Here is a 23,645-nt window from a genome sequence, read left to right as displayed (position 1 = left end):
GGCCGACCAGATCCGCCGACGCCTGGAGGCGAGGGTCCACACCATGACTGCCCACGAGGGAAACGCCACCGGCACGACACGCGTGACCACGCAGGACGGGGTGATGCTGCGGGTGAGGTCGGCCGGTGACCCCGGTCGTCCTGCCGTACTCATCGTGTCGGCGTGCGGAATGCCGGCCGCACTGTGCGATGCGTGGCTGGGACTGCTGGGACGTGACCACCATGTCCTGACCTGGGAGACCCGCGGCCTCTTCGGCGGACCGCACGGCACCGGCGAGGACGCCGGGACATTCGACCGGATGGGGCACGGGGCCGCGGACCAGGCCGGCGACCTCTTGGCGGTCCTGGACCACCACCGGATACCGCGTGCCCACCTGATGGGTCTGTGCGGTGGCGCGGTTCTCGCGCTGCGCGTGGCGGCGGAACACGCCGACCGTGTGGCGTCGATGAGTTTGTGGCACGGAGACTTCGAACTCGGTACGGATGCCCCGAAGACCAGCCATCAGCGCAATCTCCGCGCGCTCATGGACATCGCCGCGGAGAGCAGGCAGAGCGCGGCGATGGTGCACGCGGCGGTGCCCCGGAACACGACCGCCGAGCTGCCGCCGGACCTCGCCGGTCTGGTGCTCCATCCCTTTCGGGACGCGGAGACGTTCTACCGCTACTCCCTTCTCAACGGCGCCCTGATGGCAGAGGACGTCCGTGACGCCCTGCCTGCGGTCAAGGCTCCGACGCTCGTCGTCACCAGCGAGGACGATCAGACAGCCCATCCGGCGGGGTCACACGCGGTGGCCACCGCCCTTGCCCGGTCGCGCATGCATGTCGCGCCGCACGGTGACCACCTCTCCGTCTTCAGAGCCGGAGACGGTCTGACCGCCGTCGCCCTGGAGTTCCTCGCAGAGGCCGACGAGCAGAATGTGGGGAGGTCCATATGAGCCATCTCATCGCGACCGTCCTCGGGGACGTGGCGCTCGTCGTACTGGTGTCCTGGCTGTGCGGCGGCCTCGCCCGGCGTCTCGGGCAGCCCGCCGTCATCGGCCAGCTCTCCGCGGGCACACGCCTCGGGGCCGACCCTGCTCGGCCGACTTCCGAGCGATCCGTCCACCTATCTGTTCCCCGCCGAAGCGCCTGGCCGTCGCGGTCGTCGAGTGGTGCGGACGGTTTTTCTCCGCTGTGGACCCCGGCCACGCGGACCAGGGCTCGTTCGCGATGTTCATGGTGGTGGCGGTCTCGATCACCGCTCTGCCCGTGCTGGCGGCCATCGTGCGCGAACGCGGCGCCGCCGGCACACCGGCGGGAACGGTGGCGATCGCGGCGGCCGGTTTCCTGGACGTGGCACTCTTCGCCGTTGTACGGCCGGTGCTGCGCTGGTGGCTGGAACGGCCTGCCGCCGTCATGAACGACCCCGTGCCGGTCGCACTGGTCCTCGCTCTGGGGAGTGCGTGGGTCACCGAGTCCCTCGGACCCCATGCCGTTTTCGGGGGATTCCTCGCCGGTCTGGCCATGCCACGGCGGGACGGCGCGCCGAACGTTCCGGTGCTGGGCGCGGACGGCCTGGCTGTGCTGGGTGTGATTCTGCTGGTTGCGGTCGTCGGCAAGACCGCGCCCGCCTACGGGGTGGCCCGCCTGCACGTTCTGGATGCCCGGCAGTCGGCGCTGGTCACGACCTTCATGACAGGCCCCTTGCTCCAGCTACTGGGCAAGGAAAGGGACAAAGTCGGAAAGAAGAGTCGCTCGACAGAAGGTTTGGAGCTTCACCATTGAAGGTCGAAAACGACGCGTTCTGCAAAGTGACTCCGCACGCCTGGAGGGCTCCGTTCCGGTCTGCCGAATTTCAACTTAACAGGCCGATTGCCGTGTTGGCTATTCACAGGCAATTGCCGTGTTGGCTATTGACAGGCCGATTGCCGTGTTGGCTAAAGTTCTCGAGTGATCCGATGATTTGGCGTTGGCGTCCACACCCTGTTTCCCGGAAGGGGGGAGCCTTGCGAACTGCCCTGGTGACCGGCGCGGAGCGCGGTCTCGGACTGGAGACCGCACGGGCGTTGCTGCGTCTCGGCTTCGCCGTCGAATTAGGGGTACTCGATGTGGCAGACGCTGGCCGAGGGCGCGCGCGTCATCGTGCGACTGGCCACGATTGGGACGACGGGTCGTCCGGAGGCTCCTTCGAGCTTGACGGTACCGGTGCCGCCCCGGCGTGGTGGCGCGAGGCCAAGTTCGGGGTCATGGTCACCCCGGGGGCCGTACTCGGTGCCCGCCTTCGCCCGCCCGGCGCACTCCTTCTATGGCTTCGCCGAGTGGTACTGGTTTTATCAGCAGGTGGCGCCGGAGGAGTTGCGGCGCGTGATCCAGGGGTTCGTCGCCGAATCTGGGCACCCGCACCTGGAGCACCACCGCCGGGAGTTCGGCGAGGACGTCACCTACGACGATCTGATCGACCGGTGGCGGACCGAGGCGGGATCGCAAGGCGTGGATCGAGTGACTGGTTCAACCCGGCCCGCCGCGCGGGCCGGGCGGACAGAGCGGACGAGCCCTGTTCGACTTCGCTTTCAACCGCCGAAGCGACCCGAGGCCGCCGGGGTGGGCTGCTTCTATCCGCAGTTGCTGGATGTGCGCGACACCGATCACCCGCGCTTGCTGGCCGAGCTTCGGTGAGGGTGCCGTGTATCGAGGAACGGGAGGTACGTGAGTGAGCCAGAGGTCTGCTGTCACGCGACGTGAGCTCGTCTTCCAGGCGGAGCGTGGCGGCACGTTCGCCGCGACCTGGGGCCAGCGGCATATCAGGGGCGAGATTCAGCGGTTCGGCCCGGTGGACGACTGGAACCTACGGTTCCGTTACCGTCTTCCGGCTGGCGCGGACGGTCCGGTGACGGTGCAGCACGCGCTCGACTTCATGCGCACCCTGATCGAACGGCACGTCGCGTTGCGCACCCGGTTCCGGCTCGACCCGTCCGGCGGTGTCGTGGAGCAGATCGTCGACGCGGGCGGGCGGATCGGTGTGGACATCGTCGCCGAGGACGATCCGGAGCGGTGCGAGCAGGCGCTATCAGCGCACCTGGCCGCCTCGGCGTCCCGGCGCTTCGACCTCGAATTGGACTTGCCGGTCCGGTTCATCCTCGGGGTGTGCGGCGCGAGCGCGTACGAGTTCGGGATCGTCGTGTCGCACGTGAGCCTGGACGGAACAGGCGCCCTGGCGCTGATTGAGGACCTGCGGCGGATCGTGTCCGGGCGCACGCCGGAGCCGGTCGCGTTCGATCCGATCGCCGCGGCCGCCGAGGAGAGCGGCGCGCTCGCCCGCGCCCACAGCGAGCGGGCGCGGGAACTGATGCGCCCGGCCATCCTGGCCGCGGCGGACAATCCGCTACGCACCCCGCGCCACGCGCCGGCGGTCCCGATGGTCCAGGGCGCGCATCTGAGCACGGACTCCTTCCAGTCGGCGCACGATTACCTGGGGCGCAGGCTCGGCCTGTTCACCTCGGGCGCGATCACGATGGTCGCCGCGGCCACGGCCGTGCACCGGGTGCTGGACGCGCCGCGCGCGGTGTTCAAGATCGAATGCGGGAACCGGTGGACGCCCGCGACCCAAGCCTATGTGGGCCACCGCTCCCAGCCGATCTATATCGCGGTGGCGGGCGACTCCGCGGACGCGGTGGCCGAGATCCGCGGCGTGGACCGGGCGATCTTCGCCGCCGCGCGCCGTTCCCCGTATGACCCGGATGTCATGCAGGCGCTGATCGAGCAGGTAGGCGCCGACTCCTGGATCAGCTTCAACGACGTACGCTCGCACGCCGACGCACCCAGCCCGCGCACGGCGCGCCCCGAACTCGCCGACGCGTTCCTGCGCCACGATGAGGACGCGCCCCCGACGCCCCTCGAATACCACGATTCACGCGCCATCGGCGCCGGCCCGCTTCGGGTCCAGGCGATGATCCACCTGGGGCGCCACCTGGACCGGCTCAACCTCTCGCTCGAAGCGGACGACGAATACCTCGACACCGAGGAGATATCGGCGCTGCTGCGCGAGATCGAGCGCACGGTGATCGATCTTGCGCGCGCCGAGCACGCAAAGGTCGAAGCGCTTCGATAGAGCTGATGGGTTCGTCAACGCGAATCAGGTTCATGATTGGCGGCCTTTCAGCTGCCTGTTTACGACGGTGCCTACGCCAGTCTGTGGCGTTCCTGGCACGGCGAGTCGGCGCACCACGCTACAGACCAAGGGCGGCGCTGATGGCGGCAGAGGACACCACTGCGGGGCGGGGCGTGGCGGACGAGGAGCTGCTGCGGGAGCTGTACGCCGAGGGCGAGTGAGCCCCCACTGCTGTATGCGCCTGGTGGCTGTCCCAGCACGGTGGCGCGGCGCAAGAGGAGCTGTTCCGATCGAGGGCATCCATGTGCCCAGCGCCGCGATGAAGCCGCGGGTGCTCACGCTGCCAGTGCCGGGAGGCCGGATGTACGGTGCCTGTCGGCCCCGCCGCGTTACGGCCCCTCCGTCTTTCCGCCGTAAAGCGGCTGTCGTGACCCCACTTTGAGGTGACAGCCTCGGCGAACGAGTGCTCGGCGACAGCGTGAGCGGCAGCTGCCTAACATTCCACGATTGGCCCAGTTAGTCACACTTCAAATGGACCACATGTCCGGGTCACTAGCCGCATTGGCTCGACACCAATGCGGCTGAGACCGCAAGCGACCTCTGCAGGGGATCCCGAGGGCGACACTGGTGCCTGCTTTGGGATTCCGGCCCGTACCTCCCGGTCGGCCGAACTGAGTGAGAGGACAAAGATCTGCTGTGAAGGCGTGCGGAGTGTCCGGGGCTGAGCAGGAAGTCGCCCTCCTGGAGTTGCCCGAACCGTCATCTCCCGGCCCCGGTCAGATCCTGATGGCGGTTGAGGCGGCAGGAGTCGGCCCGTGGGACCAACTGCTGAACGGCGCTGGTTGGGACGTGGGGCTGCGCCCCCCGGCGGCGCTGGGAGTGGAGGGCGCGGGCAAGGTGCTGGCCGTCGGCGCGGGTGTCACCGGGTTTGCCGTAGGCGACCGGGTGCTCGCACACGAGGCCCCGCTGCCCGGGGGGAGCGGCTTCTGGGCCGAACGCGTTCTGATCAACGCGGATCACACGGCAGCCTGCCCACCCGGGCTGGACGCCGTGCACGCGGCGGCGCTGCCGGTCAACGGACTCACCGCGTTGCAGGCTCTGGAGAAGCTGGACCTCAGCCGAGGACAGCGGCTCCTGATCACCAACGGAGGTGGGGCCACCGGAGCCCTGGCCATCCAGCTCGCTGCGGCCAAGGGCATCGAGGTGACCGCGACCGCCTCTGCTGCCGCCGCAGAGCGCCTGCTCGGTCTGGGAGCGATGGAGGTTGTCGACTACCACGACCCGAACTGGTCGTCCAAGGTACGTGGCGGGTTCGACGCCGCCCTCATCATCGCCACCAGCACGGCGGACGCCGCCCTGCCTTTGGTGCGGGACGGCGGCCGACTGTGCTCCCTGACCTCGGACGCGCCTTCAGAGGAACGAGGCATCACGAGTTGGGACCTCTACGTCGAGCCGAACGCCAGGCAGCTTGTCCAGCTGGCGGAGCAGGCCGCCGCAGGAACCTTGAAACTCGCACCGGAACCCCTGCCGCTGAGCGAGGGACCGGCTGCGTTCGCCCGGGTGGTTACCGGGCGGGCCGGCGGTAAGAAGATCGTACTCACCCGAGTGTGACCCGGCCGGGCACCGCCCGAGTTACTGGATGAGGGACGGCCATCCCTTGCTCCCGTACTTCTGGACGCCGCGCGGCCTGATCACCCACGAGGACGTATCCCGGCAGGCGTTCGCAGGCGCCTGCCGGACCTCTTCCAAAATGACACCACGGATACCACGCTGTCACTGTTGGCCCGTCGCGGCGCTGCCGGCGTGTCCGGCAGGTTGTTCCCCGGCCGGGTCCATGGCTGGCGCCCGCCGGTGTTGACGTTTGAGTGTCGGCCCGAAGCCCTGGCCTCGCCTGTCTGCCGTACGTGTCGTGCGGCGGTTGTGTAGTTGTCGCTGGTGGCGGCCATTTAGGCTGCGGATTTCACAGCGTTGTCAGTGGTGGCAGTCACGATGGCGGTCATGACCATCACTGATGCTGTGATTGCCGATGACGCTGGGTACGTGCAGGCCGTTGAAACCGCGGTGAAGGCCGCGGCCGCCTACTACGGGGGCGGCGACAGTGCGCTGGACGACGACGCCTACGACCGGCTGATACGAGCGATCACCGCTTGGGAGACGGACCATCCGGAGCAGATTGTGCCCGGGTCGCCGACGGGGAAGGTGGCCGGAGGAGTTGGGCAGGGGGAGGTGCCGCACACCCAGCCCATGCTGAGTCTGGACAACGTCTTCTCCCTCGAGCAGTTCGCCGCCTGGGCCGTCTCGCTGGAGCGGAGAATCGGCCGGCCGGTTCAGGCATGGAGCGTGGAGCCGAAGCTGGATGGCCTCGCGGTAGCCGCGCGCTATCGCGACGGCCGGCTGGTGCAGCTGATCACCCGCGGCAACGGGACAGCCGGGGAGGACGTCTCGCATGCGATCGGCACTCTCAATGGCCTGCCCGGTCAGCTGGCCGAGCCGGTCACGGTGGAGGTCCGCGGCGAGGTGCTGATGACCGCGGTCCAGTTCGAGACGGCCCTCGCGCTGCGTGCTCAGCATGGTGGGGAGCCGTTCGCGAACCCGCGCAACGCTGCGGCGGGCACGCTGCGGGCGAAGGACCGTGCGTACCGGCTGGAGATGACGTTCTTCGGCTACGGCTGCCTGCCTCTGTCCACCACGGACACTGGGCTCGCGGAGCGTCTGACCGGCTTCTCCCACAGCGAGGTGATGACCTGTATAGCCGGATGGGGTGTGCAAACGGCGGCAGCCACTGACGTGCCCGGCCGCACCGTCACCTCCGTAATGGCCGTCCAGGACCGCGTCGAGGAGCTCGCGGGCCTGCGGGCCGACCTGCCGTTCGGTATCGACGGCATCGTCATCAAGGCTGACCTGGCCGCCGACCGGCAGGCCGCCGGATCCGGAAGCCGGGCGCCTCGCTGGGCCATCGCCTGGAAACTCCCCGCGGTGGAGAAGATCACCAGACTGCTGGACGTGGAATGGAATGTGGGCCGCACCGGCATCATTGCTCCCCGCGCCGTTTTGGAACCGGTCGAGATCGACGGCTCCGTCATCACCTACGCCACGCTCCACAACCCCTCCGACATCACCCGCCGCGATCTGCGCATCGGCGACCAGGTCATGGTCTACAAGGCCGGCGACATCATCCCGCGCATCGAAGCCCCCGTCGCCCACCTGCGCACCGGGGCCGAGCAGCCCATCGTGTTCCCCGAGACCTGCCCGCAGTGCGGATCCGGCATCGATGCCTCCGAGCAGCGCTGGCGGTGCGAACGCGGACGCGACTGCCACCTGGTCGCCTCCGTCTCCTACGCGGTCGGCCGAGACCAGCTCGACATCGAAGGCCTCGGCCTGACCCGAGTCGTCCAGCTCACTGACGCGGGCCTCATCAGCGACTTCGCCGACCTGTTCACCCTCACCCGCGATGCGCTGCTGACGCTGGAGCGGATGGGCCCCACCAGCGCCGACAACCTCCTGGCCGCGATCGAGCAGGCCAAGACTCGGCCGCTGTCGCGGGTGCTGTGCGCGTTGGGCGTGCGAGGCACCGGCCGGTCGATGTCCCGCCGCATCGCGCGCCACTTCGCCACCATGGAGGCGGTCCGGGCCGCTGACGCGGATGCGATGCAGCAGGTCGAGGGCATCGGTATCGAGAAGGCACCGGTGATTGTCGCCGAGCTGGCCCAGCTTGCACCTGTCATCGACAAACTCATCGCCGCCGGGGTGAACACGACCGAACCCGGCGCCACTCCACCTGCCGGCAACGCTGCGGCCCCTGCCGCCGAGGCGGCAGGCCCGCTCCATGGCATGACGGTGGTCGTCACCGGCGCCATGACCGGTCCACTGGAACAGCTCGGCCGCAACCAGATGAACGAACTCATTGAACAGGCCGGCGGCAGGTCTTCCTCCAGCGTCTCCAAGCGCACCTCCCTCCTGGTCGCCGGAGAGGGCGCCGGCGCCAAACGCGCCAAGGCCGAAGAACTTGGCATCCGCATCGTCTCGCCCGGCGAGTTCGCCGAGCTCATTGCCGCCCTCCTGCCCCGACCTGGCACCGAGAACCCAGGGAAGTGATCAGCCCAGGGAATCCCGGTTGCCGCGGTGGCCTGTCACAAGGCCGAATGTGCCCAGGACACGCGACCCACGGGGCGTGTTGAGGCGCCGGCGATCCACCACCGGGCTCGTCGCGACCGATCCGACCATGGATGTGTGAATCAACCCGCTTTCATGAAGATCATCGCGGAGCGGTACTGGAAGCCGCCCTGCTCGAAGCCGCCTGGCGGGAACTGGTGGAGCACGGCTTCGCCACGTTCACCATGGACGATCCGCGCCGCGCCTCTGCCATCGGGCAGGGCGTTGCTCGAGATGGTCTGTTTCAGGATGCCTTTTGGCCCGCGGGCTTCTCGATCTCGGTGGTCACCCGTGCCCCTCGGAAGATCACCGGGAGCCACAGGAGACATGCCAGCAGGGGGACCGCGGCGTAGGTGGCCATGCCCACACTGGAGCCCAGCCCGTCCATGAGCGCGCCGAGGACGAGATACCCGATGCCGATGAGCGCCGACTCCACGAATGCGATCATCGACAGCAGGCTCGCCCGGTGGCGCGACGGCACGGCCTCGTTGAACACGTTGTCCACGATCACGGCGGTGATCTCGGGAATCCCGACCAGGGCCAGGAACGCGGCGATGGTGACCCAGACAAGGCCGAGGCCGCTCAGGCCGAGTGCCGCGGCGAGCGTCAGGAGGGACACCGGGACTATGACCCGATACCCGATGCGCCGGTCCGCGCGGTCCGACAGCAGCGGAGTGAGCCCGCCGGCGAAGAATCCCGCCGATATGACCACGCTGACCAACGCGGTGCCCGCTCCCTGATCGGAGAGGGTCTTCTGCGCAAAGATGATGTACGGCGTCAAAGTCGCATGCATCAATCCGGACACCACGACAAGCGTCACGAGCGCCGGCGTGGCGACCCGAAGCATCGCCCGCCATGCTGTGGCGTCGCTGTGCTCCTCGGCTCCGTCCTGCTCGTCCACCGCGTCCGCGCCGCGGATCTCGGGCACCCGTGACATCAGCACCACCACGGCCAGGACGAGGCACGCCGCCGAACCGACGTAGACGACTCCCCAGGAGATCTGCTGCAGTTGGCCGCCGAGGACGATGGCGGCTCCCGAGGTGACCGTCCCGAGCATGGTGAACCGGGACTTGATCTTGACGTAGTTGGCCGTTGTACCACGACGCACGAGCAGGTCGTACAGCAGGGCGGTGTCCGAGCCGGACACACATGCCATGCCCACGCCCTGCCCGATGAACAGCGCCAGGAACACCCAGTAGGTGGAGAACGTCCCCTGGCCGAGCAGACATCCAGCTATCAGCATCTGGCCGATCACGATGCTGGCACGCCTGCCGATTCGGTCCGCGATGACTCCCGTCGGCAACTCCGCAAGCCCGCTGACCAGGTAGAGCAGTGTCTGCAGTAGGGCCACTTGCCCGGCCGAGAAGCCTCGCTGCTGAAGGAAGAGGACGAATACGCCGCGCTGGAACAGCGTGTTGGCGAGCACGGCGTATACGTAGAACGGGCGCGTGACACTTCGTGCTGCACTGTCGACTGCAGCCGCCCCGCTAAGGGCCTCCGTGGTGCCGATCACGCTGCGGGCTCCCTGGTGACTCCGGTGATCATTAGTGTTGGGCCTCCGCCGCCGACCGGAACCTCCAGTCCATACTTCGCGCAGGATATTGGGCCGGCCATCCGCTCGTCGAGGAGGAACCGGGCATCGCCGAGGCGCGCTTCGGCCGCCTTGCCGTCTTCGTCCAGGTCGCCAACGGAATCGAGGGGCTGGTCCACCTACGAGAGCTCACGTGGACCCCCGTGAAAGCTCCGTCGGATGTCGTCCAGGTCGGCGACGAAGTCACGGCACCGAAGGCGGACAATGCCAGTTGTCCGCGGACAGCCGACGCCCCGGACGTACCCGGACGTGCGACCCGAGCCCCAACACGTCATACAGGGCGGTCGGGTCCTGCTCGACCTGGGGCACTCATTCCAGGTCCGCGATCACGTGACTTCTGCGACCGTTCGTGGCGCGGCCAGCATTCCGCTGTGCCACAGTGCTCATATTTTTCAGGAGTTGTTTTTTCGGTACCAGTCTTCCGAAGGCGAACAATGCTTGGGCCGCTACACCTGAAGTGCCCGGAATTCCAGACAGAAACGGCCCGAGCGGCAGACCGATTTCACCTGCCGCGACGTCTTTACCGAAGGAGCGTTATGAGTTTGCGCAGATCACTGAGCCCGCGCCTCCGGCCCTTCACGCGTTGCACCCCATTCGCTGCGGGCGCGGCAGCAGTCGGGCTTGCTTTCGCCAGCCTCACAGCTTCACCGACAGCGATCGCCGCCGCCCAAGCCACCCACACCGTGAGCAGCGGTGATGGGGGATTACTCGCCTACTGCTCGTCGTCGCGCCCTCAACCCGGATCTGTCCCATGGGGGCATTTCGGCGGCGACCAACAGACCGCCTGCCGCAAATGCGATGAATCGGCAAGGGTCCAGCGTGCGAAGGGCAGGATCTCCGCGTATGCCTGCGAGTACAACGGTTCGGCGAGTGAGGCCTGGGCGTCGGTCATCTGGACATGCCCGTGGCCACTCAAGCCTCCGTGCGCGGCTTGATCCGAAACCCGGTGCGGGGCGGCCTTCGGCTCAGGAGGCACGAAACCGGTCGTGTAGCGGATCAGGCCGCTTTCGGACGGTTGACCAGATCCGGCGGCCTGGCGGAGGCCGGCTCGGGGACGGTGGTGCGGCGCCGTAGTCCCCGGATGACGCCCTCCAACCCGTTCTTGCCGCGAAGGCCGCCTGGATCGATCCGGGCGGCCTTCGTCTGTTCGTTGGTGTGTGAACGGCCGGCGCTGGGGGACGCCAGCTGGAGCGCGGCGAGCTCGGCCGGGCTCGCCGCGTACGTCTCCGAGATGACGTCCGACGGCGAGCGCCAGGAGTACTGGCATACGTCGCGTTGGCTGATGACCTTGCCCGGGCCAGGACGGCGGTGGGTGACGAACACCGGCCCGTGGTTGCTGCCGGTCGGCGGTAATCACCGCTTCTTTATGAGGCGGCGACCACGGCGGCGCTGTGAAGGGGCGCAGTGCACGTCGTGCTGGGCGTATCGGCGCCCGCGGGACTTCGCCGCCCGACGACACGCCTCTCATTCATCGCCGACATGGGAAATGCGGTCGTCGCCGAGTCGGTGCTGAACTTGCTGGAGCAGTACCCGGAGCAGTTCGGTGAGGTGGCCCTGCTGCTCGGACGTCAGACCGCCGATCAGCTCGGCCTCCCGGCCTAGAACGTGGTCGACGGTGGTCTCGACCAGGTCGTGTCCGGCCTGGGTCAGCGAGACCAGGACCGCGCGAGGCCGCCCTTGCCCGGGCCGGCGGGTGACGAGCCCGTCGCTTTCCGCACGGGCGACGCGCTGCGAGATGGCGCCCGCGGTGACCAGCGACCGCCGGCTGAGTTCGCGTGTGCTCAGCGTGTACGGCTCGCCGCTCCGTCGCAGAACACTCAGCAGGTCGAGGGTCGCGGCGTCGACTCCGGCCTGCGCGAGGACCCGCCGCCGGTCGTCGCCCAACAGCTTCGCCAGCCGCCAGATGGGCGTGACGATCCCGATCGACGTAACGGGCGTGCCGGGCCGCTCGCGCTCCCAGGCGGCAGCGATGTCCTGCACGGGGTACGTGGAGGCGCCGTCCGTCGGGTAGCTCATGCTCTTTGGCGTGGTGGGATCACTTGCCATGCCGATCCTCTCCCGTGTTATGTTTAGGTCTAAATTTAGGCCTGAATCTGGAGGCTCATCGTATGTCACGCACGATCCTGGTCACCGGTGGCGGCACAGGCATCGGCCGCGCCATCGCCCGCCATTTCTCCGCCCAGAACGAGACTGTCATCGTCACCGGCCGTCGTCCCGGTCCCCTCGACGACCTTGCGGCCGAAACCGGCGTCCGCCCCCTGGTCTGCGACCACACCGACCCCAAGGCCCTCCTTCGGCTCGTGACCGAACTCCCCGGGCGTGTCGATGTGCTGGTCAACAACGCGGGCGGCAACATCGTCTTCGATGCCGACGGCAAGACCGATCTCGCCGCCTATGCCCGCGACTTCCGCGCCAATCTCGATGCGAACCTCATCAGTGCCGCCCTCACGACCCGGGCCCTCGACGACCGCCTCGCCCCGGGCGGTGCGGTCATACACATCGGCTCCATAGCGGCCGACCAGGGAGCCGACTCCTACGGAGCGTCCAAGGCGGGCCTTGCCACCTGGAACCTGAGTCTCGCCGACGCTCTCGGGCCTCGAGACATCACCGCCAACGTGGTCGCGCCCGGCTACATCACCGACACCGAGTTCTTCCGCGACCAGCTCTCCGACGAACGCCGCGCCACTCTGATCGCCGCCACCTCCACTGGTCGTCCCGGAACCCCGGCCGACATCGCGGGCGCGGTCGCCTTCCTCGCCTCGTCGGCCGCCCGCCACATCACGGGGCAAGTCCTCAATGTCAACGGCGGTGCGAGGAAAACCCGGTAGCCACGCTGCCGGTGGTGGCTTCGCAACACGTGGCGCGGTCATCGTGCTGATCTGCCCGAAGCCCGACCTCGACCTGGTCGTGGGAGAGCCGGCCGAGCTGCGGGCCCGGGATGACAGACCCCGGGCCCGCGGTGCCTTCAAATGAACGGTCGGCTCAACGAATATTGCACGATCGGCCGTCACGTCCACTTCGTGCACAACGCTGCTTCACCTTCGGCAGCGTGCCAGCGTCGACGCTTTGAGCAGGTCGAGTTGTCATGGGAAGCTCATAGCTTTCCGGCGAGCCGCACGGTGTTGTAGTACGTGTTCGCGGTCCTCCGGCAGCCAGCACGCTGTCGCTCGTAGAATCCCGGCTGCACGTCGCAGATGCGCCGCATGTCCTGGAGGAACGCCAGGTCGATGCGTTCCTTGTGCGCGCGGGTGAACGCATTGAGCTTCTTGTAGGTGCGGTATCCGAAGTCGTGGCGCTGGCACGGACCTTTGAAGTTGAATCCGCCGGGCTTGTCAGGAGAGCCAGAGCAGTAGTCGGTTGACCAGTCGAACCGGTAAGGGTTCACCCCCTGGAGAGAACGCTGCCAGGCAACGCTCCACGCCTCACGGCCACGACGGTCGGCAGAGGTCAGGCGCCGCAGCTGGGACAGTTGCTTGTCTCGGAACTTCCCCGATGCGGTGGCGGACGTCGACAGCCATGCCGATGCTGCGATCGGTTCGCTCGAGGCTGATTCGCCGGCGGCATCCGTGGCGACGCCGAGCGGCAGGAGCACAACGCCGAGGGCGGTGGCGCCGAGGAGCCGGATGTGGATGTGCACGGGTGTCGTTCCTTCCGTTGGCTGACCAGCGCATGGTGATGTCGCGGGCCAAGGCGTGTACGACGGCGCGGACGTCCGGCTTTCTGGGTCGGCCGTTCCTCGCCTGACCTTGAGTTTTCTGGGCCGGGGATTGTCTGGCAGGCCCCTTTCGCAGTGCCGGACAAAGAGGGGGATGCCATCGGCAGGCGTCACCGTCTTCCTCGCCTCCTGGGTGTTCACCGGCCCAGCCCGGAAATTCGCGCTCGCTCCTCGACCTGGCTGTCGGCCGGTCCCGCGCCAACCGCAAGCTCACCCTCGACGAATGAGCTGCCCCCACCTTCGGGCGCGCAGCATGCGCACGGCTCATCAGCTCTGGCCGCAGAGGGCTCGTTCCATGGCTGGCGGGGACGGCCCGCCTGGCGGGCGTGGGCGGTAAAGACCTGGTGATGGCCTTCGCCCGGCGGGAAGCACGCCGGATCGCGCTTTTGTACAGGTCACTCGCGGGGGTTCCATGACTGGATGCTCAGCAAAAAGAAGATCGGCCCGGGAGGGTGGCCGTACTGCTGCCACGGCGTGATGGTCGGCGACGGTCGCCGCCCCGCGGGCAAGCCGCTGCGGGCCGTCCAGGACGAAGCCGGTGTCCCGCTCGGGTTCTGGACGGGCCGGGGATTGGCCGCGGCAGGTCCGGCGGCCGGGGACGTGGTGACCGAGCGGCAGGCCGAACTGCTCCTGTGGGAGGGCCGGCACCCGGACTCCGACCGGATCGAGCGCGAGGGCCTTCAGGCGGGCCACGATCCGACGAAGGCGCGGCGGGTGACCGTGCTGGGCAGGCCCATCGAGCACAACCAGTTCGGAGGCCACCGAGTCGGCTGAGAGGTCATCTCATTTGGTGCTCGCCTGGTGGAGGCACGGCCTGCCCATTCCTCTATCGTGCTGGCATGGGGTGCTGGACGGTGTATGCCCTGCGGGCTGAGGACGGCACGAGTTGGGTCCTGGGGGAGAAGTGGGGCTTGTGGGATCTTGCCGACGCGACCGACCGTGTGCGCCTCGTCGAGGCGGTGCTTCGCGGTGGCACGCGTGTGGGCGACGGCCGTGCCCGCGGTCTTCTGGACGGGGGCTTCTGTTGCGGTGTCGGCCTCGATCTGGTCGCCCGCCGATACACCTACTACAGGTGTGACCCGCCGGGCGTCCACTACCTCGACTGTGACGTGCGGCGACGGGCGATGGCATCGGACTGGGACGGTTGGGACGTGGAGTACGCCTGGGGCGGACGCGAGGATTTCGCCGACATGGTGGCGGGGGAGCCGGTCTTCACCGAGGTCGAGACGGGCCTGGCGCTGCCCGACGCGGTGCCGCTGACCTCACGGGAGGACTGGTTCGTCGGCTGGAACCCCGTCGAGTGGCGGATCTCGGTGCTCCACAGCGAGATCATCGCGGACCTCGTCGCGCCAGCCGAAGCGGTGGTGAGCCTCATCAGGGCCGATCACACCGTGTTGGACCACCAGCTGGCCATCCGCGAGGTCGTGCCGTGGCTGGCCCGGCACGGCGAGTCCCTCACCGAGACGCTGCCTGCCCATGCCCCGTACCCCATGCCGATGGAAGGGACCGTCAATGCCGGCGTGGTCGTCGACCTCCCCGCGCGCCGACTGCGCTATTGGACCACGGAGCCCGTACCTCCGCGACTCACAGCACGCACGGCCGCCGCCTGGCCGGGATGGCGCGTTGAGCGGCTGCCGTTCGGCTTCGTCGGCCACCTGGCCGCCACCGGGCGAGACGATGCGGACCTGCTGCTCACCGACACCGAACTGCGCGAAGCACGGTGGGACGAGGACCTCATCGCGATGCGGAACGCGGACCGCCGCGCGCTGCGCGTCGACCCGAGAAACCTGCGAACACCGCGCGTGGAGGTGGTAGAGGACGGCTGAGAACGACCGGCAAGTGGATCACTTGAGACGTCGGGTGGTGGGGCGGCCGTCCCAGCGGTAGCGGTTCGTTGCCCGGCGGATCAGCATGCGGAGGGTGACGAGTGTGGCGGCGAGGTAGAGGGAGAAGTCCACGGCCTTCCCGCTCTTCTCCGGACAACGGCGGAGCTCGCCGTAGTCGTTCATCCAGGAGTGTGCGCGTTCGACCACCCAGCGCCTGCCGGTCTGGATCGGGGCCGGTATGCCTTTGCGGGCGATCTCGGAGGTGAACCCCAACCCAGCTGTCAAAGAACGGTACTTTGCACTGTCGTACGCGCGGTCGAGGTTGACGTTCACAGCCTCCGGCACCGCGCCGACCTGCTCCTTCGCGGCTTCCAGGGTCGGCCGGGACAGGGCTGAGTCGTGCCGGTTGGCGCCGTCGGAGACGATCCTGAGCGGGACACCACAGGCATCGGAGGCGACCGAGCGTTTCAAACCCCTGCTTGCCCCGGTCGACCGGCGACCGCCCGGCCTTCTCACCCCCCGACGGGGCCTTGGTGACGCAGCCGTCCACCGAAAGCTCGCTCAACCCCAGGCCGATCATCCGGTCGTACGCCTCGAGCGCGCGAGAGCGTGCACCTTCTCGGACACTCCCAGTTCAGCCGACTGTCTGACACGCCGCCGGATGGTCCGGTCGGAGCGTCCGGAGTGGTGATGCGCTCATCCCCGCAGCCGTGGACCAGCGCGAGCACGATGTGAGCGAAGACCACACGATCCGGGACTCCGCGTCGATGACATCCCAGCGGATGGTTCTCGGCGCACCCTGAAAGGGTGGCATCATCGACGGACGGGCCTCGGCCGGCTGGCTCGCCAGCGGAAGCCCATTCCGCATTTCACGCACGTCTGGTGCCCTGTTGTGTGCGAAAGGTACGGACGCTCATGCCCTTCCAGCGCCGGAACGCCTGGGAGAAGCTGGATAGCTCGGCATACCCCAAGCGGCGTGCGACCTCCGTGACGGGCAGGCCGCTGGCGAGGAGTTCCTCGGCGAGCCGTTCGCGAACCTCGTTCATCAGGTTGCGGAAGGACGTTCCCTCCTCAGCCAGTTTGCGTTGCATCGTGCGCCCGCTTATGTGCAGGCTCGCCGCGACCTCGTCTGCTGTCGGTGGGCCGGCGGGTCGGATGAGCAGAGCGTCACGTACCTGGCCGGCCAGTCCGGTGCGGGCCAGTCTCTTCTGCAGTAGTTCTCGGCACTGCTCCTGCGCAAGGGCGGCGGTATGCGCGTTGGCCTGGGGCAAAAGAGTGTCCAAGACCGCGGAGTCACATGCCACGACGTTCTCCGTGGCGTTGAACGAGGGGGTAATCCCGATGATGTCGGTGATCGCGTCGATGTCATTGGGCGCCGGGTAGGTGAAACTCATCCGGCTGCCGGGGACCGGGGAGCCGTACACCTCTCGCTGGAGGGTGCGAAAAGCGGTGGCATCTCGTTCAACTACGAAACGCTGCAACGCGGGTGGGACGTCGCAGCCTTTGAGGACCAACTGCATCTCTCCTTCGCGTTCCCGGACCCTGATATGACAGAAGGCGAAGGTCAGACTCAGAAACCGGCTGGCGAGGTCGAGAGCGCTGCGAGGCGTAGGGCTGCTGATCAGGGCGAAGCCCCAGATGCCGTACGTGGTCAGGTGGTATCGGGCCCCAACTTCCAGTCCCAGCCCGGGCGGGTAGTCGAGGGCTTTGAGGAGATTGCCGATGACTGCCAGTTCCTGCGTGGCGCTGACCTCCTTGTGTGGATCGTCCAAATGATCTGGTCGCAACGAGGTCCCACGAAGGCAGGTATCGACAGGAACTCCGCGCTCGGCGCCCATCCGGACGAGAAGCGCGGCACTGGTGGGTGCGCGAGGTGCGTCCCAGTAGGCCATGAGCGCGTCCTTCGATCGGGGGTTGTCAACGAGTGGATGTCGGCCTGGCGGAATCTAGTAAATCATTGGCGACCACTCACCTGTGACCAGGGCCGCGGTCGTGGAAGCCTTTGACGATGAACTTGTATCGCACCCCAGGAGAGGGCACGTGACGGAGCCGTTGCAGGACACTTCGGCTCTTGGCCGACTGACGAAGGTCCTTTTCGAACGCCGGGCTGTTGGGAGCCGCCCAGGGGCACGAACCGATCCCCATCACGTCGCGCTGGCCATCGAGGGTGGCGGGATGCGGGGCACTGTGTCGGCCGGTATGGCCCTGGCCGTGCACGAACTGGGGCTGCTGGACGCCTTCGACGCGGTCTACGGCGCGTCGGCCGGCGCCATCTCGACGGCCTGGCTGGTCAGTTCGCGGCCCGAGGGGTTGCGCGGTTGGGTCGATCCGCGCTTTGCCAGGGCCCTGATCCGGAAGCGTAATCTTCTGCGCGGACGCCCGATGGTCGACGTGGAGACCTTGATCGAGGAGGTGTATATCAGTCAGTTTCCTCTCGACTATTCCTCGGTCCTCGCCAGCCGGATCGAGCTGCACCCCCTGGCCACGGATCTGGAAACCGGGCAATCTGTTGACCTGCACAGTGAGTTGACTGACGAGTCCACGCTGAGAATGGCGTTGCGCGCCAGTGCGGCACTGCCGGTTTTGGCCGGCCGCCCCGTCACGGTTGGCAACCGCCGATTCTACGATGCCGGTCTGTCCGAGTCGATCCCGTACCGACGAGCTCTGAGCGACGGAGCCACGCACGTTCTCGTCCTCAGGAGCAGATCCCTCGCTCCCGACACTCCTGTCGTCCCGGCCACACCGTCACTCGGCTCCTGGCTGATCGCAGCGGTGGCTTTCCGCCGGAACGCGCAGTTGCGGGAGACCTTCCTGACGCGCCCCGGCCGACTCGCCGACGACGACCGGCTGCTGACCTCCTACGGCGACGGCTCAGCCTCGCCCGGCGGTCCCGCGGTGGTGTCTATCCGTCCCGCGGTCACAACACCGTCCATCAGCCGACTCGAAACGGATGGTGGCCTGCTGCAGGAGGCCCTCCAGAGCGGTTACGTCGCCGCAGGCGACGCACTCGTAGGACTCCGTTAGGTCTGTCTTGATCTTGGTGTGGTTCTGCTGGGCAGGGGTTGGTGGCAGGTGGTGCAGGTGCCGGTCCAGCAGTTCAGCAGGTCCTGGAGGGCGTCGAGGGTCTGGTAGAGGGTGAGTTGGGTGTGTCGGCTTGTGGGGCCAGTCGCTGTTCGGTGAGGAAGGCGTGGGCGGCGGTGACCAGGGTGGCGTGGTGGTGCCAGCCCCTCCAGGAGCAGCCTTCGAAGTGGTTCAGGCCCAGGCCGTGCTTGAGTTCGCGTAGTCGTGCTCGATGCGCCGGCGGATCTTTGCCAGGCGGACCAGGTCGGCGCTCGGGGTGTCGTCGGGCAGGTCGGACAGCCAGAACCGAGTCGGTTCATCCTCGCCGTCGGGCCGTTGGGCCAGCAGTCGCACCTGGGGCAGGACACCGTCCCACCGGCCGTGCCCGGCCACCGCGGCTGCCTGGGCCGGCCGACGCGAGCGCACCCCGGCCGGCCGGACCCGCGTCGCGAGGAAGCGCGAGGTCATCGGGGCGCGGGAGCCTTCCCGCCAGGCCACCTCGCTGAAGGCTTCCTGTCCGGCGACCGCTGTCACTGGGGCCTGCGGCCGTTGCCGGACCAGGCGGGGGCCGTGGGGACCGTGTCGTGCGGCTGGACGGTGATATCGCCGCGGATGCCGACCACGTACGCGTGTCCCCGCTCGGCCAGGCCGACGCGGAAGTCCGCGTTCTGGCCATAGCCGGCATCCGCCACCACGACCGGCGGGGAACGACACGTCGTCGACCGCCCAGGCGTCCGGGCCGATCTACAGCACCATCCGCTCGGCGATCCGCTGACGCACCGGCACCGGATCCCACGTTGACTGGTTCACGAACTGCTGCGGGTTCTGCTCGTTGCTGTCCGGCAGCCGCGAGGCCATGGCCTGGATGTACTTGCGGCGCCCGTCCATTATCAGTTTCTGCAGGGGGCAGTCGCCCTTGGCCCGCTGGTCCTTCTGCGGCACTGATGCGAACACATCAGCCACGAAGAGCAGCAATTTCGCCCGAACACGGCTCACTTCATGTGCGTCCACACATTCACCATGCCGCTGAACACGACCGACAGAAAGGCACAACGGAGTCCTGCTGGAGTACTAGCTTGATCTTTAACCTCGTTACCGAACGCGTTCCAGGAGTCAGCCGTGCAGGCGCCGAGCGGTCCGGCGGGCCCAGAGCAGGCCCGCGACGCTGACCAGGAGCAGCCACGCCGCCCCCTGTGGCCCGCAGGCCCCGTCTGCGGCCGCGGCAGCCACTGGAGGGCCGGTGAGCATCATCAGCGCCAGTAGCCCTCGCAAATACCAGACGGCCGTCTGGATCGGCCCGGTGTTGCCCATCGGCGTCTCGGCGCCCACCAACAGGTGGAACGGGACCGGCCCCCGGTAGGCGCCGACGAGTGCCGCTCCCACGCTCGCCGGAGCCGCCACCGGCACCGCCGCCAGCGCGGGCGTCCACCAACCCCCGACAACGCACACCGCAATGCCGAGCCCCGTGGCAGCGGCCAGCAGCAGTCCGGGCACCACCGCGTGCCACAGCGCCAGCGTCCCCGCACGGTAGGGCAGCAGAGCGGTGCGACGCATGTCGTCGCTGTCCAGCCGGGCCGGCGCGACGAACTGTGCGGCCGCGAGATACAGGAACCATACGGCGGCGCAGGACGACAGCGTGGCGATCGCTCCGGTCCGGGAGGACGCGAAGGCGAGGGCGGCGGTGGACAGAGCGGACCACACACAGCCCCAGCCGAGTCGACCGGGCGCTCTCACGAGGCAGAGCAGGTCACGCCAGGGAAGCACCAGCCATGGTCGGCGCGGCGGCCGGACCCACGACGCGGGACGTGCCCCTCGCCGCTGCCGCACGCGCATCGCGGAGCGTGCCCGGCGTAGGTCCAAGGAGAACAGCGAGGCACCCATGCGGTCGGCGACTGTGGCACGCAGCCTCAGGGCCCCTGCGGGAATGTCCGGTACGGCCCGCACCGCCAGCAGAGCCGACACGGCGATGCTGCCCGCCCACATCGGCATGGCCAGGGCCCAGCCCGGCGCCGTACCCAGCGCCGCCGCCGTCAAGGGCTGGGCCGCCCATCCCCAGGGCAGCAGCCACAAGACGGCGGTGGACGCCCACGTGGGCAGCCCACGGGCCAGGGCGATGACGGACAGCAGGCCCAGTAGAGCGACCCCGCACCATGCAACCCGGAAGAGCATGCGCTGCCGCCGTTCCCATCGCCCTTCGTGGCGCACGATCAGGACGCCGAGGCCGGTTCCGGCCAGCCCGGTGCCCAGCCCGGCCCAAACGCCCGCAACAGTGACAGAAAGCCAGGCGGCTCCCGACACGTTGGCGATGAGGAAGCCGAGCACACCACCGCTCACCACGCCCAGCAACGCGCTCACGGTGGCCGAGGACGCCAGCCTCGGCAGCAGGAGCGGTCCGCGCGCGATGGGGTGCGGCAGCAGCCAGGACACTGTCGCACTGTCCGCGACGACCGGCCCCCGCCACACCGCGCTGCGCACGACGAGCAGCGACGCCAAGGCGAGGACGGTCGGCAGCCACAGGGGCAGAGCCTGCAGGAGCGGTTCCGAGCCCTCGAGCCGACTCGACTGCCCGACCCGTGCCACGGTCAGCAAGGCGGGCACGACCCACACCCCGCCGAACAGCACGAGCACATAAGCCAGGAAGAGAGCGCTCTTGCGCCGCTGCGTCCGGTGCTCACTGCGCGCGGCCCGCAGGAATCGCAGTACCTCGGCGGTGCCGTCGGGCCGCGCGAGAGGCGACCGCACGTCAGAAGGCGTTTCCGCGCTCACGCCCGTCTCCCGCCGATTCAATCTGCTGCCCGTCCGCCAATCTCATCACACGGTCTGCGACCGCCTCGACGAGTCGGTCGTGATGGGTGGCCATGAGGATGGCCACCCCCTGTGCCTTGTGCCGGGCCAACCGGTCTGCGAGTTCCCGCCGCGCACTGGCGTCCAGCCGCTGTTCCGGCTCGTCGACGATGAGCAGGTCGTGCGGGCGAACGAAGGCCGTGGCCAGCAGCATCTGCTGCCTCAGCCCGGAAGACAGTGCGGACGGCAGCAGATCCGCGTGGTCCGCCAGGTGGTGACCGGCCAGGACCTCGGCCACGGCGTCGCGCGCCATCGCACCCAGGCCATGCGCCAGCGCTACGAGCATGAGGTGTTCGCGGACCGTCAGATCGGGATAGAAGGCGTCGACATCCATCACCGTGGCGACCGCCGCCCGTACGGCCGGCTCGTCGCCGTTCATCACAGCGCCATCGAAGAGGACGGTACCGGAGGTGGGCCGCTCGCGCCCCGCAGCCAGACGGAGAAGGGTCGACTTGCCCGATCCGTTACTGCCGGTGAGAGCGACACACTGCCCCGGTGCCACTGTCAGGCTCACCCCCCGCAACACCCGGAACCCGCTGTAGGACCGTGCCACCTCACGCAATTCCAGCAGTGCTTTCATACCCTCTGGTTCAACCGTCGTTTCGGCCTTCATCCTTGACATCGTCGACAGCATAGACAGAGACGCGACGGTCACTGAGTCTCCGCTGACTTGAAGTCGCAGGTCAAGGGGCTGGTGTGACCGGTTCTCGGGGTGTACGCGCTGGTGGTCGGTGGCAGTCCGCGGAGTAGGTCGTCTGTCAGCGGTGGATTTCGAGGTTGGTCAGGAAAAGCAAGGCGCGCAAGAGGGCGGGTCGCGTGGGCGGGCTGACCGCCTACGACCACTGACCCTTAAGAGATCGTCTCAACTGGCTCAGTACTGCAACGGTGTCCGTTCTGAGTGCTGGGCAGTTTTCAGGGGCTGTGTCCGCGTCGCTTGCAGTGACTGACTCGGGCTTGGTGCCGGCGTCGTCGGCGCCATGTCGACCAGTGCAGGATGTGGTCGATCGAGGTGGGGCGGCGGCCGGTGAGGCGGGTGATCAGGCGTCGGATCTCGGCGAGGCTCAGCTGGATGAGCTGGGAGGATCCGTTTTGTCGTCGACGATGAGCACCGCCTCCCGGTCACCAAGGTTGTCGACCACGTAGCGGCGCACGTCGTCGAGGGCCTCGTCGGCGTCCCACTCGATCCGGTTCAGCATCCGCTGGATACGGTCCGGCCCGCCATGGCCCGCCTCCTCGGCCAGCGTCCAGCCGTTCTTGCGCTGCAACGGAGCGATCGGGCCCCGCATATAGGCCAACGCCGACTCCCGCGGCTCCGACCGGCTGAACCGGTGCACGAACCGCCCGTGCACCGCTTCCAACTCACATGTCCACACACGCACATCAGCAAGATCCCCACCCGTAACCACACCAACGACGCACCTGGCCAGCAGTCACGATAGACACCGTTGCAGTACTAGGGCGTGTATCGAGTGTCAGCCCCCACCCCGGTCACGCTGCTTTCGCGTCCTCATCGGCCAGGAATGGATGCAGCAGCGTGAGCAGGGCGCGCGGCCGGTGCAGCGGGATGATGTGGCCGCAGTCTTCGATGACGTGGCCGGTGAGATCGTCGGTGACCGGGCGGAGCTGGCGTTCCAGGGCAGCACCGACGGGCCGGGAGCCCAGCGCCATCGTGGGCACCGTCAGGCGGGCAGTGGCGACCGCCTGCTCGATCTGTACCGCGCTCTCGGGCAGGGCCCGGTAGTACGAGAACGCGCAGCTCAATGCCTGGCGGCCGGTGTATGCGCGGGCGAAGGCGTCCCGGAGGGCGGGGCGCACCCCGTCGCCGAGCGTGCCGGCGTTCAGAAACCAGTCGACGTAGGCGGCCTCGTGGCCCTCCAGCACGGTCTCGGCGAGGCTGGGCGCGGCGGAATGGAAGCCGAACCACCACGGCGGCCCGTCGGCGAGGAAGTCCTCGGCGCCGGGCAGCCTGCCCAGCAGGGACTCCATGACGACCAGGCGCCGGACGAGACCGGGGCGGCGCAGGGCGAGGAGGAAGGCCGGCGCCGTGCCGGCGTCGATGCCCACGACCGCGGCTGAGGACACGCCGAGCGTGGTGAGAAGCGCCGCGGCGTCCTCGGCCAGGGTGCCCGCGTCGTATCCGGAGGCAGTCCGGCTGCTCGCGCCGAATCCGCGCAGGTCCGGCGCGATGACGCGGTAGCGGGTGGACAGGTCGGCCATGACGTCCGTCCACAGCTCCCAGGTGTGCGGGAAGCCGTGCAGCAGCAGGACGGCCGGGCCCGATCCGGAGAGGGCGACGTTCAGTTCGACACCGTTGGCGAGGACGCGTCGCAGCTCGGGCATGGAGGGACTCCAGGAATGGTGAGGAATAGTG

At 68.3% G+C, this 23,645-nt stretch carries 18 protein-coding genes and 6 pseudogenes; 12 read left to right on the top strand and 12 right to left on the bottom strand.

Translation table 11 applies throughout. The features are described 5' to 3' along the window. Nucleotides 1-43 precede the first annotated feature (43 nt). From ACFZDL_RS40805 to ligA, 7 genes are all read left to right on the top strand, one after another. Entirely contained in the window at nt 44-934 is an 891-nt protein-coding gene (locus ACFZDL_RS40805) for an alpha/beta hydrolase (RefSeq protein ID WP_353595487.1), read from the top strand. Nucleotides 935-1,172: 238 nt separating this feature from the next. Then, nucleotides 1,173-1,763, top strand: a complete 591-nt coding sequence (locus ACFZDL_RS40800; protein WP_353595488.1) for a hypothetical protein — start codon at nt 1,173-1,175, stop codon at nt 1,761-1,763. A 486-nt stretch (nt 1,764-2,249) separates the two neighbouring features. Then, nucleotides 2,250-2,654, top strand: coding sequence for a hypothetical protein (locus ACFZDL_RS40795; RefSeq protein ID WP_353595489.1), 405 nt, complete (start codon nt 2,250-2,252; stop codon nt 2,652-2,654). Between the two features lie 34 nt (nt 2,655-2,688). After that, the gene (locus tag ACFZDL_RS40790) at nt 2,689-4,086 is read left to right on the top strand and encodes a hypothetical protein (RefSeq protein WP_353595490.1); all 1,398 of its coding nucleotides are present in this window, start codon (nt 2,689-2,691) and stop codon (nt 4,084-4,086) included. A gap of 83 nt (nt 4,087-4,169) precedes the next feature. Next, on the top strand, nt 4,170-4,307 hold the full coding sequence (locus ACFZDL_RS40785; protein ID WP_353595491.1) for a hypothetical protein: 138 nt from the start codon (nt 4,170-4,172) through the stop codon (nt 4,305-4,307). A gap of 490 nt (nt 4,308-4,797) precedes the next feature. Next, a complete protein-coding gene (locus tag ACFZDL_RS40780) occupies nt 4,798-5,697 on the top strand; it encodes an NADP-dependent oxidoreductase (protein WP_353595492.1) in 900 nt (299 codons plus the stop codon). Between the two features lie 378 nt (nt 5,698-6,075). After that, the gene (gene ligA, locus ACFZDL_RS40775; RefSeq protein WP_391193838.1) at nt 6,076-8,181 is read left to right on the top strand and encodes an NAD-dependent DNA ligase LigA; all 2,106 of its coding nucleotides are present in this window, start codon (nt 6,076-6,078) and stop codon (nt 8,179-8,181) included. A gap of 301 nt (nt 8,182-8,482) precedes the next feature. Here ligA and ACFZDL_RS40770 read toward each other — a convergent pair whose 3' ends face one another. Both ACFZDL_RS40770 and ACFZDL_RS40765 read right to left on the bottom strand, forming a co-directional pair. Further along, the gene (locus ACFZDL_RS40770; RefSeq protein WP_353595493.1) at nt 8,483-9,751 is read right to left on the bottom strand and encodes an MFS transporter; all 1,269 of its coding nucleotides are present in this window, start codon (nt 9,749-9,751) and stop codon (nt 8,483-8,485) included. Then, on the bottom strand, nt 9,748-9,948 hold the full coding sequence (locus tag ACFZDL_RS40765) for a hypothetical protein (RefSeq protein ID WP_353595494.1): 201 nt from the start codon (nt 9,946-9,948) through the stop codon (nt 9,748-9,750). Before ACFZDL_RS40765 ends, ACFZDL_RS40770 begins: the two co-directional genes overlap by 4 nt. Between ACFZDL_RS40765 and ACFZDL_RS40760 the strand changes: the two are divergent. Then, nucleotides 9,907-10,017 (top strand): annotated as a pseudogene (locus ACFZDL_RS40760) (S1 RNA-binding domain-containing protein); the annotation flags it as partial. The gene ACFZDL_RS40765 and the pseudogene ACFZDL_RS40760 sit on opposite strands and share 42 nt — an antisense overlap. Nucleotides 10,018-11,092: 1,075 nt before the next feature. Here the strand turns inward: ACFZDL_RS40760 and ACFZDL_RS40755 are convergent. Beyond that, nucleotides 11,093-11,170, bottom strand: a pseudogene (locus tag ACFZDL_RS40755) (site-specific integrase); the annotation flags it as partial. A gap of 123 nt (nt 11,171-11,293) precedes the next feature. After that, nucleotides 11,294-11,845, bottom strand: a complete 552-nt coding sequence (locus ACFZDL_RS40750) for a MarR family transcriptional regulator (RefSeq protein ID WP_353595495.1) — start codon at nt 11,843-11,845, stop codon at nt 11,294-11,296. Between the two features lie 92 nt (nt 11,846-11,937). On the opposite strand from ACFZDL_RS40750, the gene ACFZDL_RS40745 reads away from it, so the two are divergent. Beyond that, nucleotides 11,938-12,657 (top strand): SDR family oxidoreductase, encoded by a 720-nt coding sequence (locus ACFZDL_RS40745; protein WP_353595496.1) that lies wholly within the window; start codon nt 11,938-11,940, stop codon nt 12,655-12,657. A gap of 266 nt (nt 12,658-12,923) precedes the next feature. On the opposite strand, the gene ACFZDL_RS40740 is transcribed toward ACFZDL_RS40745, so the two are convergent. Next, nucleotides 12,924-13,466, bottom strand: a complete 543-nt coding sequence (locus ACFZDL_RS40740) for a phospholipase (protein WP_353595497.1) — start codon at nt 13,464-13,466, stop codon at nt 12,924-12,926. Between the two features lie 555 nt (nt 13,467-14,021). Between ACFZDL_RS40740 and ACFZDL_RS40735 the strand changes: the two are divergent. Both ACFZDL_RS40735 and ACFZDL_RS40730 read left to right on the top strand, forming a co-directional pair. After that, a pseudogene (locus tag ACFZDL_RS40735) lies at nt 14,022-14,294 on the top strand (conjugal transfer protein TraA); the annotation flags it as partial. 89 nt (nt 14,295-14,383) lie between these two features. Continuing rightward, nucleotides 14,384-15,370 (top strand): hypothetical protein, encoded by a 987-nt coding sequence (locus tag ACFZDL_RS40730; protein ID WP_353595498.1) that lies wholly within the window; start codon nt 14,384-14,386, stop codon nt 15,368-15,370. Between the two features lie 18 nt (nt 15,371-15,388). Here ACFZDL_RS40730 and ACFZDL_RS40725 read toward each other — a convergent pair. Together ACFZDL_RS40725 and ACFZDL_RS40720 are read right to left on the bottom strand one after the other, a co-directional pair. Continuing rightward, nucleotides 15,389-16,158, bottom strand: a pseudogene (locus ACFZDL_RS40725) (IS5/IS1182 family transposase); the annotation flags it as partial. Nucleotides 16,159-16,239: 81 nt separating this feature from the next. Next, nucleotides 16,240-17,262 (bottom strand): AraC family transcriptional regulator, encoded by a 1,023-nt coding sequence (locus ACFZDL_RS40720; protein WP_353595499.1) that lies wholly within the window; start codon nt 17,260-17,262, stop codon nt 16,240-16,242. A 148-nt stretch (nt 17,263-17,410) separates the two neighbouring features. Between ACFZDL_RS40720 and ACFZDL_RS40715 the strand changes: the two genes are divergently transcribed. Next, nucleotides 17,411-18,394, top strand: a complete 984-nt coding sequence (locus ACFZDL_RS40715) for a patatin-like phospholipase family protein (protein ID WP_353595500.1) — start codon at nt 17,411-17,413, stop codon at nt 18,392-18,394. Nucleotides 18,395-18,467: 73 nt separating this feature from the next. Here the strand turns inward: ACFZDL_RS40715 and ACFZDL_RS40710 are convergent. The 5 genes and pseudogenes from ACFZDL_RS40710 to ACFZDL_RS40690 all read right to left on the bottom strand — a co-directional run bounded on the left by ACFZDL_RS40710 (nt 18,468) and on the right by ACFZDL_RS40690 (nt 23,614). Beyond that, nucleotides 18,468-19,441: pseudogene (locus ACFZDL_RS40710) on the bottom strand (IS701 family transposase). 102 nt (nt 19,442-19,543) lie between these two features. Then, nucleotides 19,544-21,196 (bottom strand): DUF6297 family protein, encoded by a 1,653-nt coding sequence (locus tag ACFZDL_RS40705; RefSeq protein WP_391193835.1) that lies wholly within the window; start codon nt 21,194-21,196, stop codon nt 19,544-19,546. Continuing rightward, on the bottom strand, nt 21,174-21,887 hold the full coding sequence (locus ACFZDL_RS40700) for an ABC transporter ATP-binding protein (RefSeq protein WP_353595502.1): 714 nt from the start codon (nt 21,885-21,887) through the stop codon (nt 21,174-21,176). The genes ACFZDL_RS40705 and ACFZDL_RS40700 overlap by 23 nt, the downstream gene beginning before the upstream one ends. 478 nt (nt 21,888-22,365) lie before the next feature. Further along, nucleotides 22,366-22,680, bottom strand: a pseudogene (locus tag ACFZDL_RS40695) (transposase); the annotation flags it as partial. Nucleotides 22,681-22,762: 82 nt separating this feature from the next. Continuing rightward, the gene (locus tag ACFZDL_RS40690) at nt 22,763-23,614 is read right to left on the bottom strand and encodes an alpha/beta hydrolase (RefSeq protein WP_353595503.1); all 852 of its coding nucleotides are present in this window, start codon (nt 23,612-23,614) and stop codon (nt 22,763-22,765) included. Between the last annotated feature and the right edge of the window lie 31 nt (nt 23,615-23,645).

The organism is Streptomyces sp. NPDC007917 (assembly GCF_042959105.1).
Taxonomy (GTDB): domain Bacteria; phylum Actinomycetota; class Actinomycetes; order Streptomycetales; family Streptomycetaceae; genus Streptomyces.
This window is presented reverse-complemented; position numbering and strand designations above follow the sequence as displayed.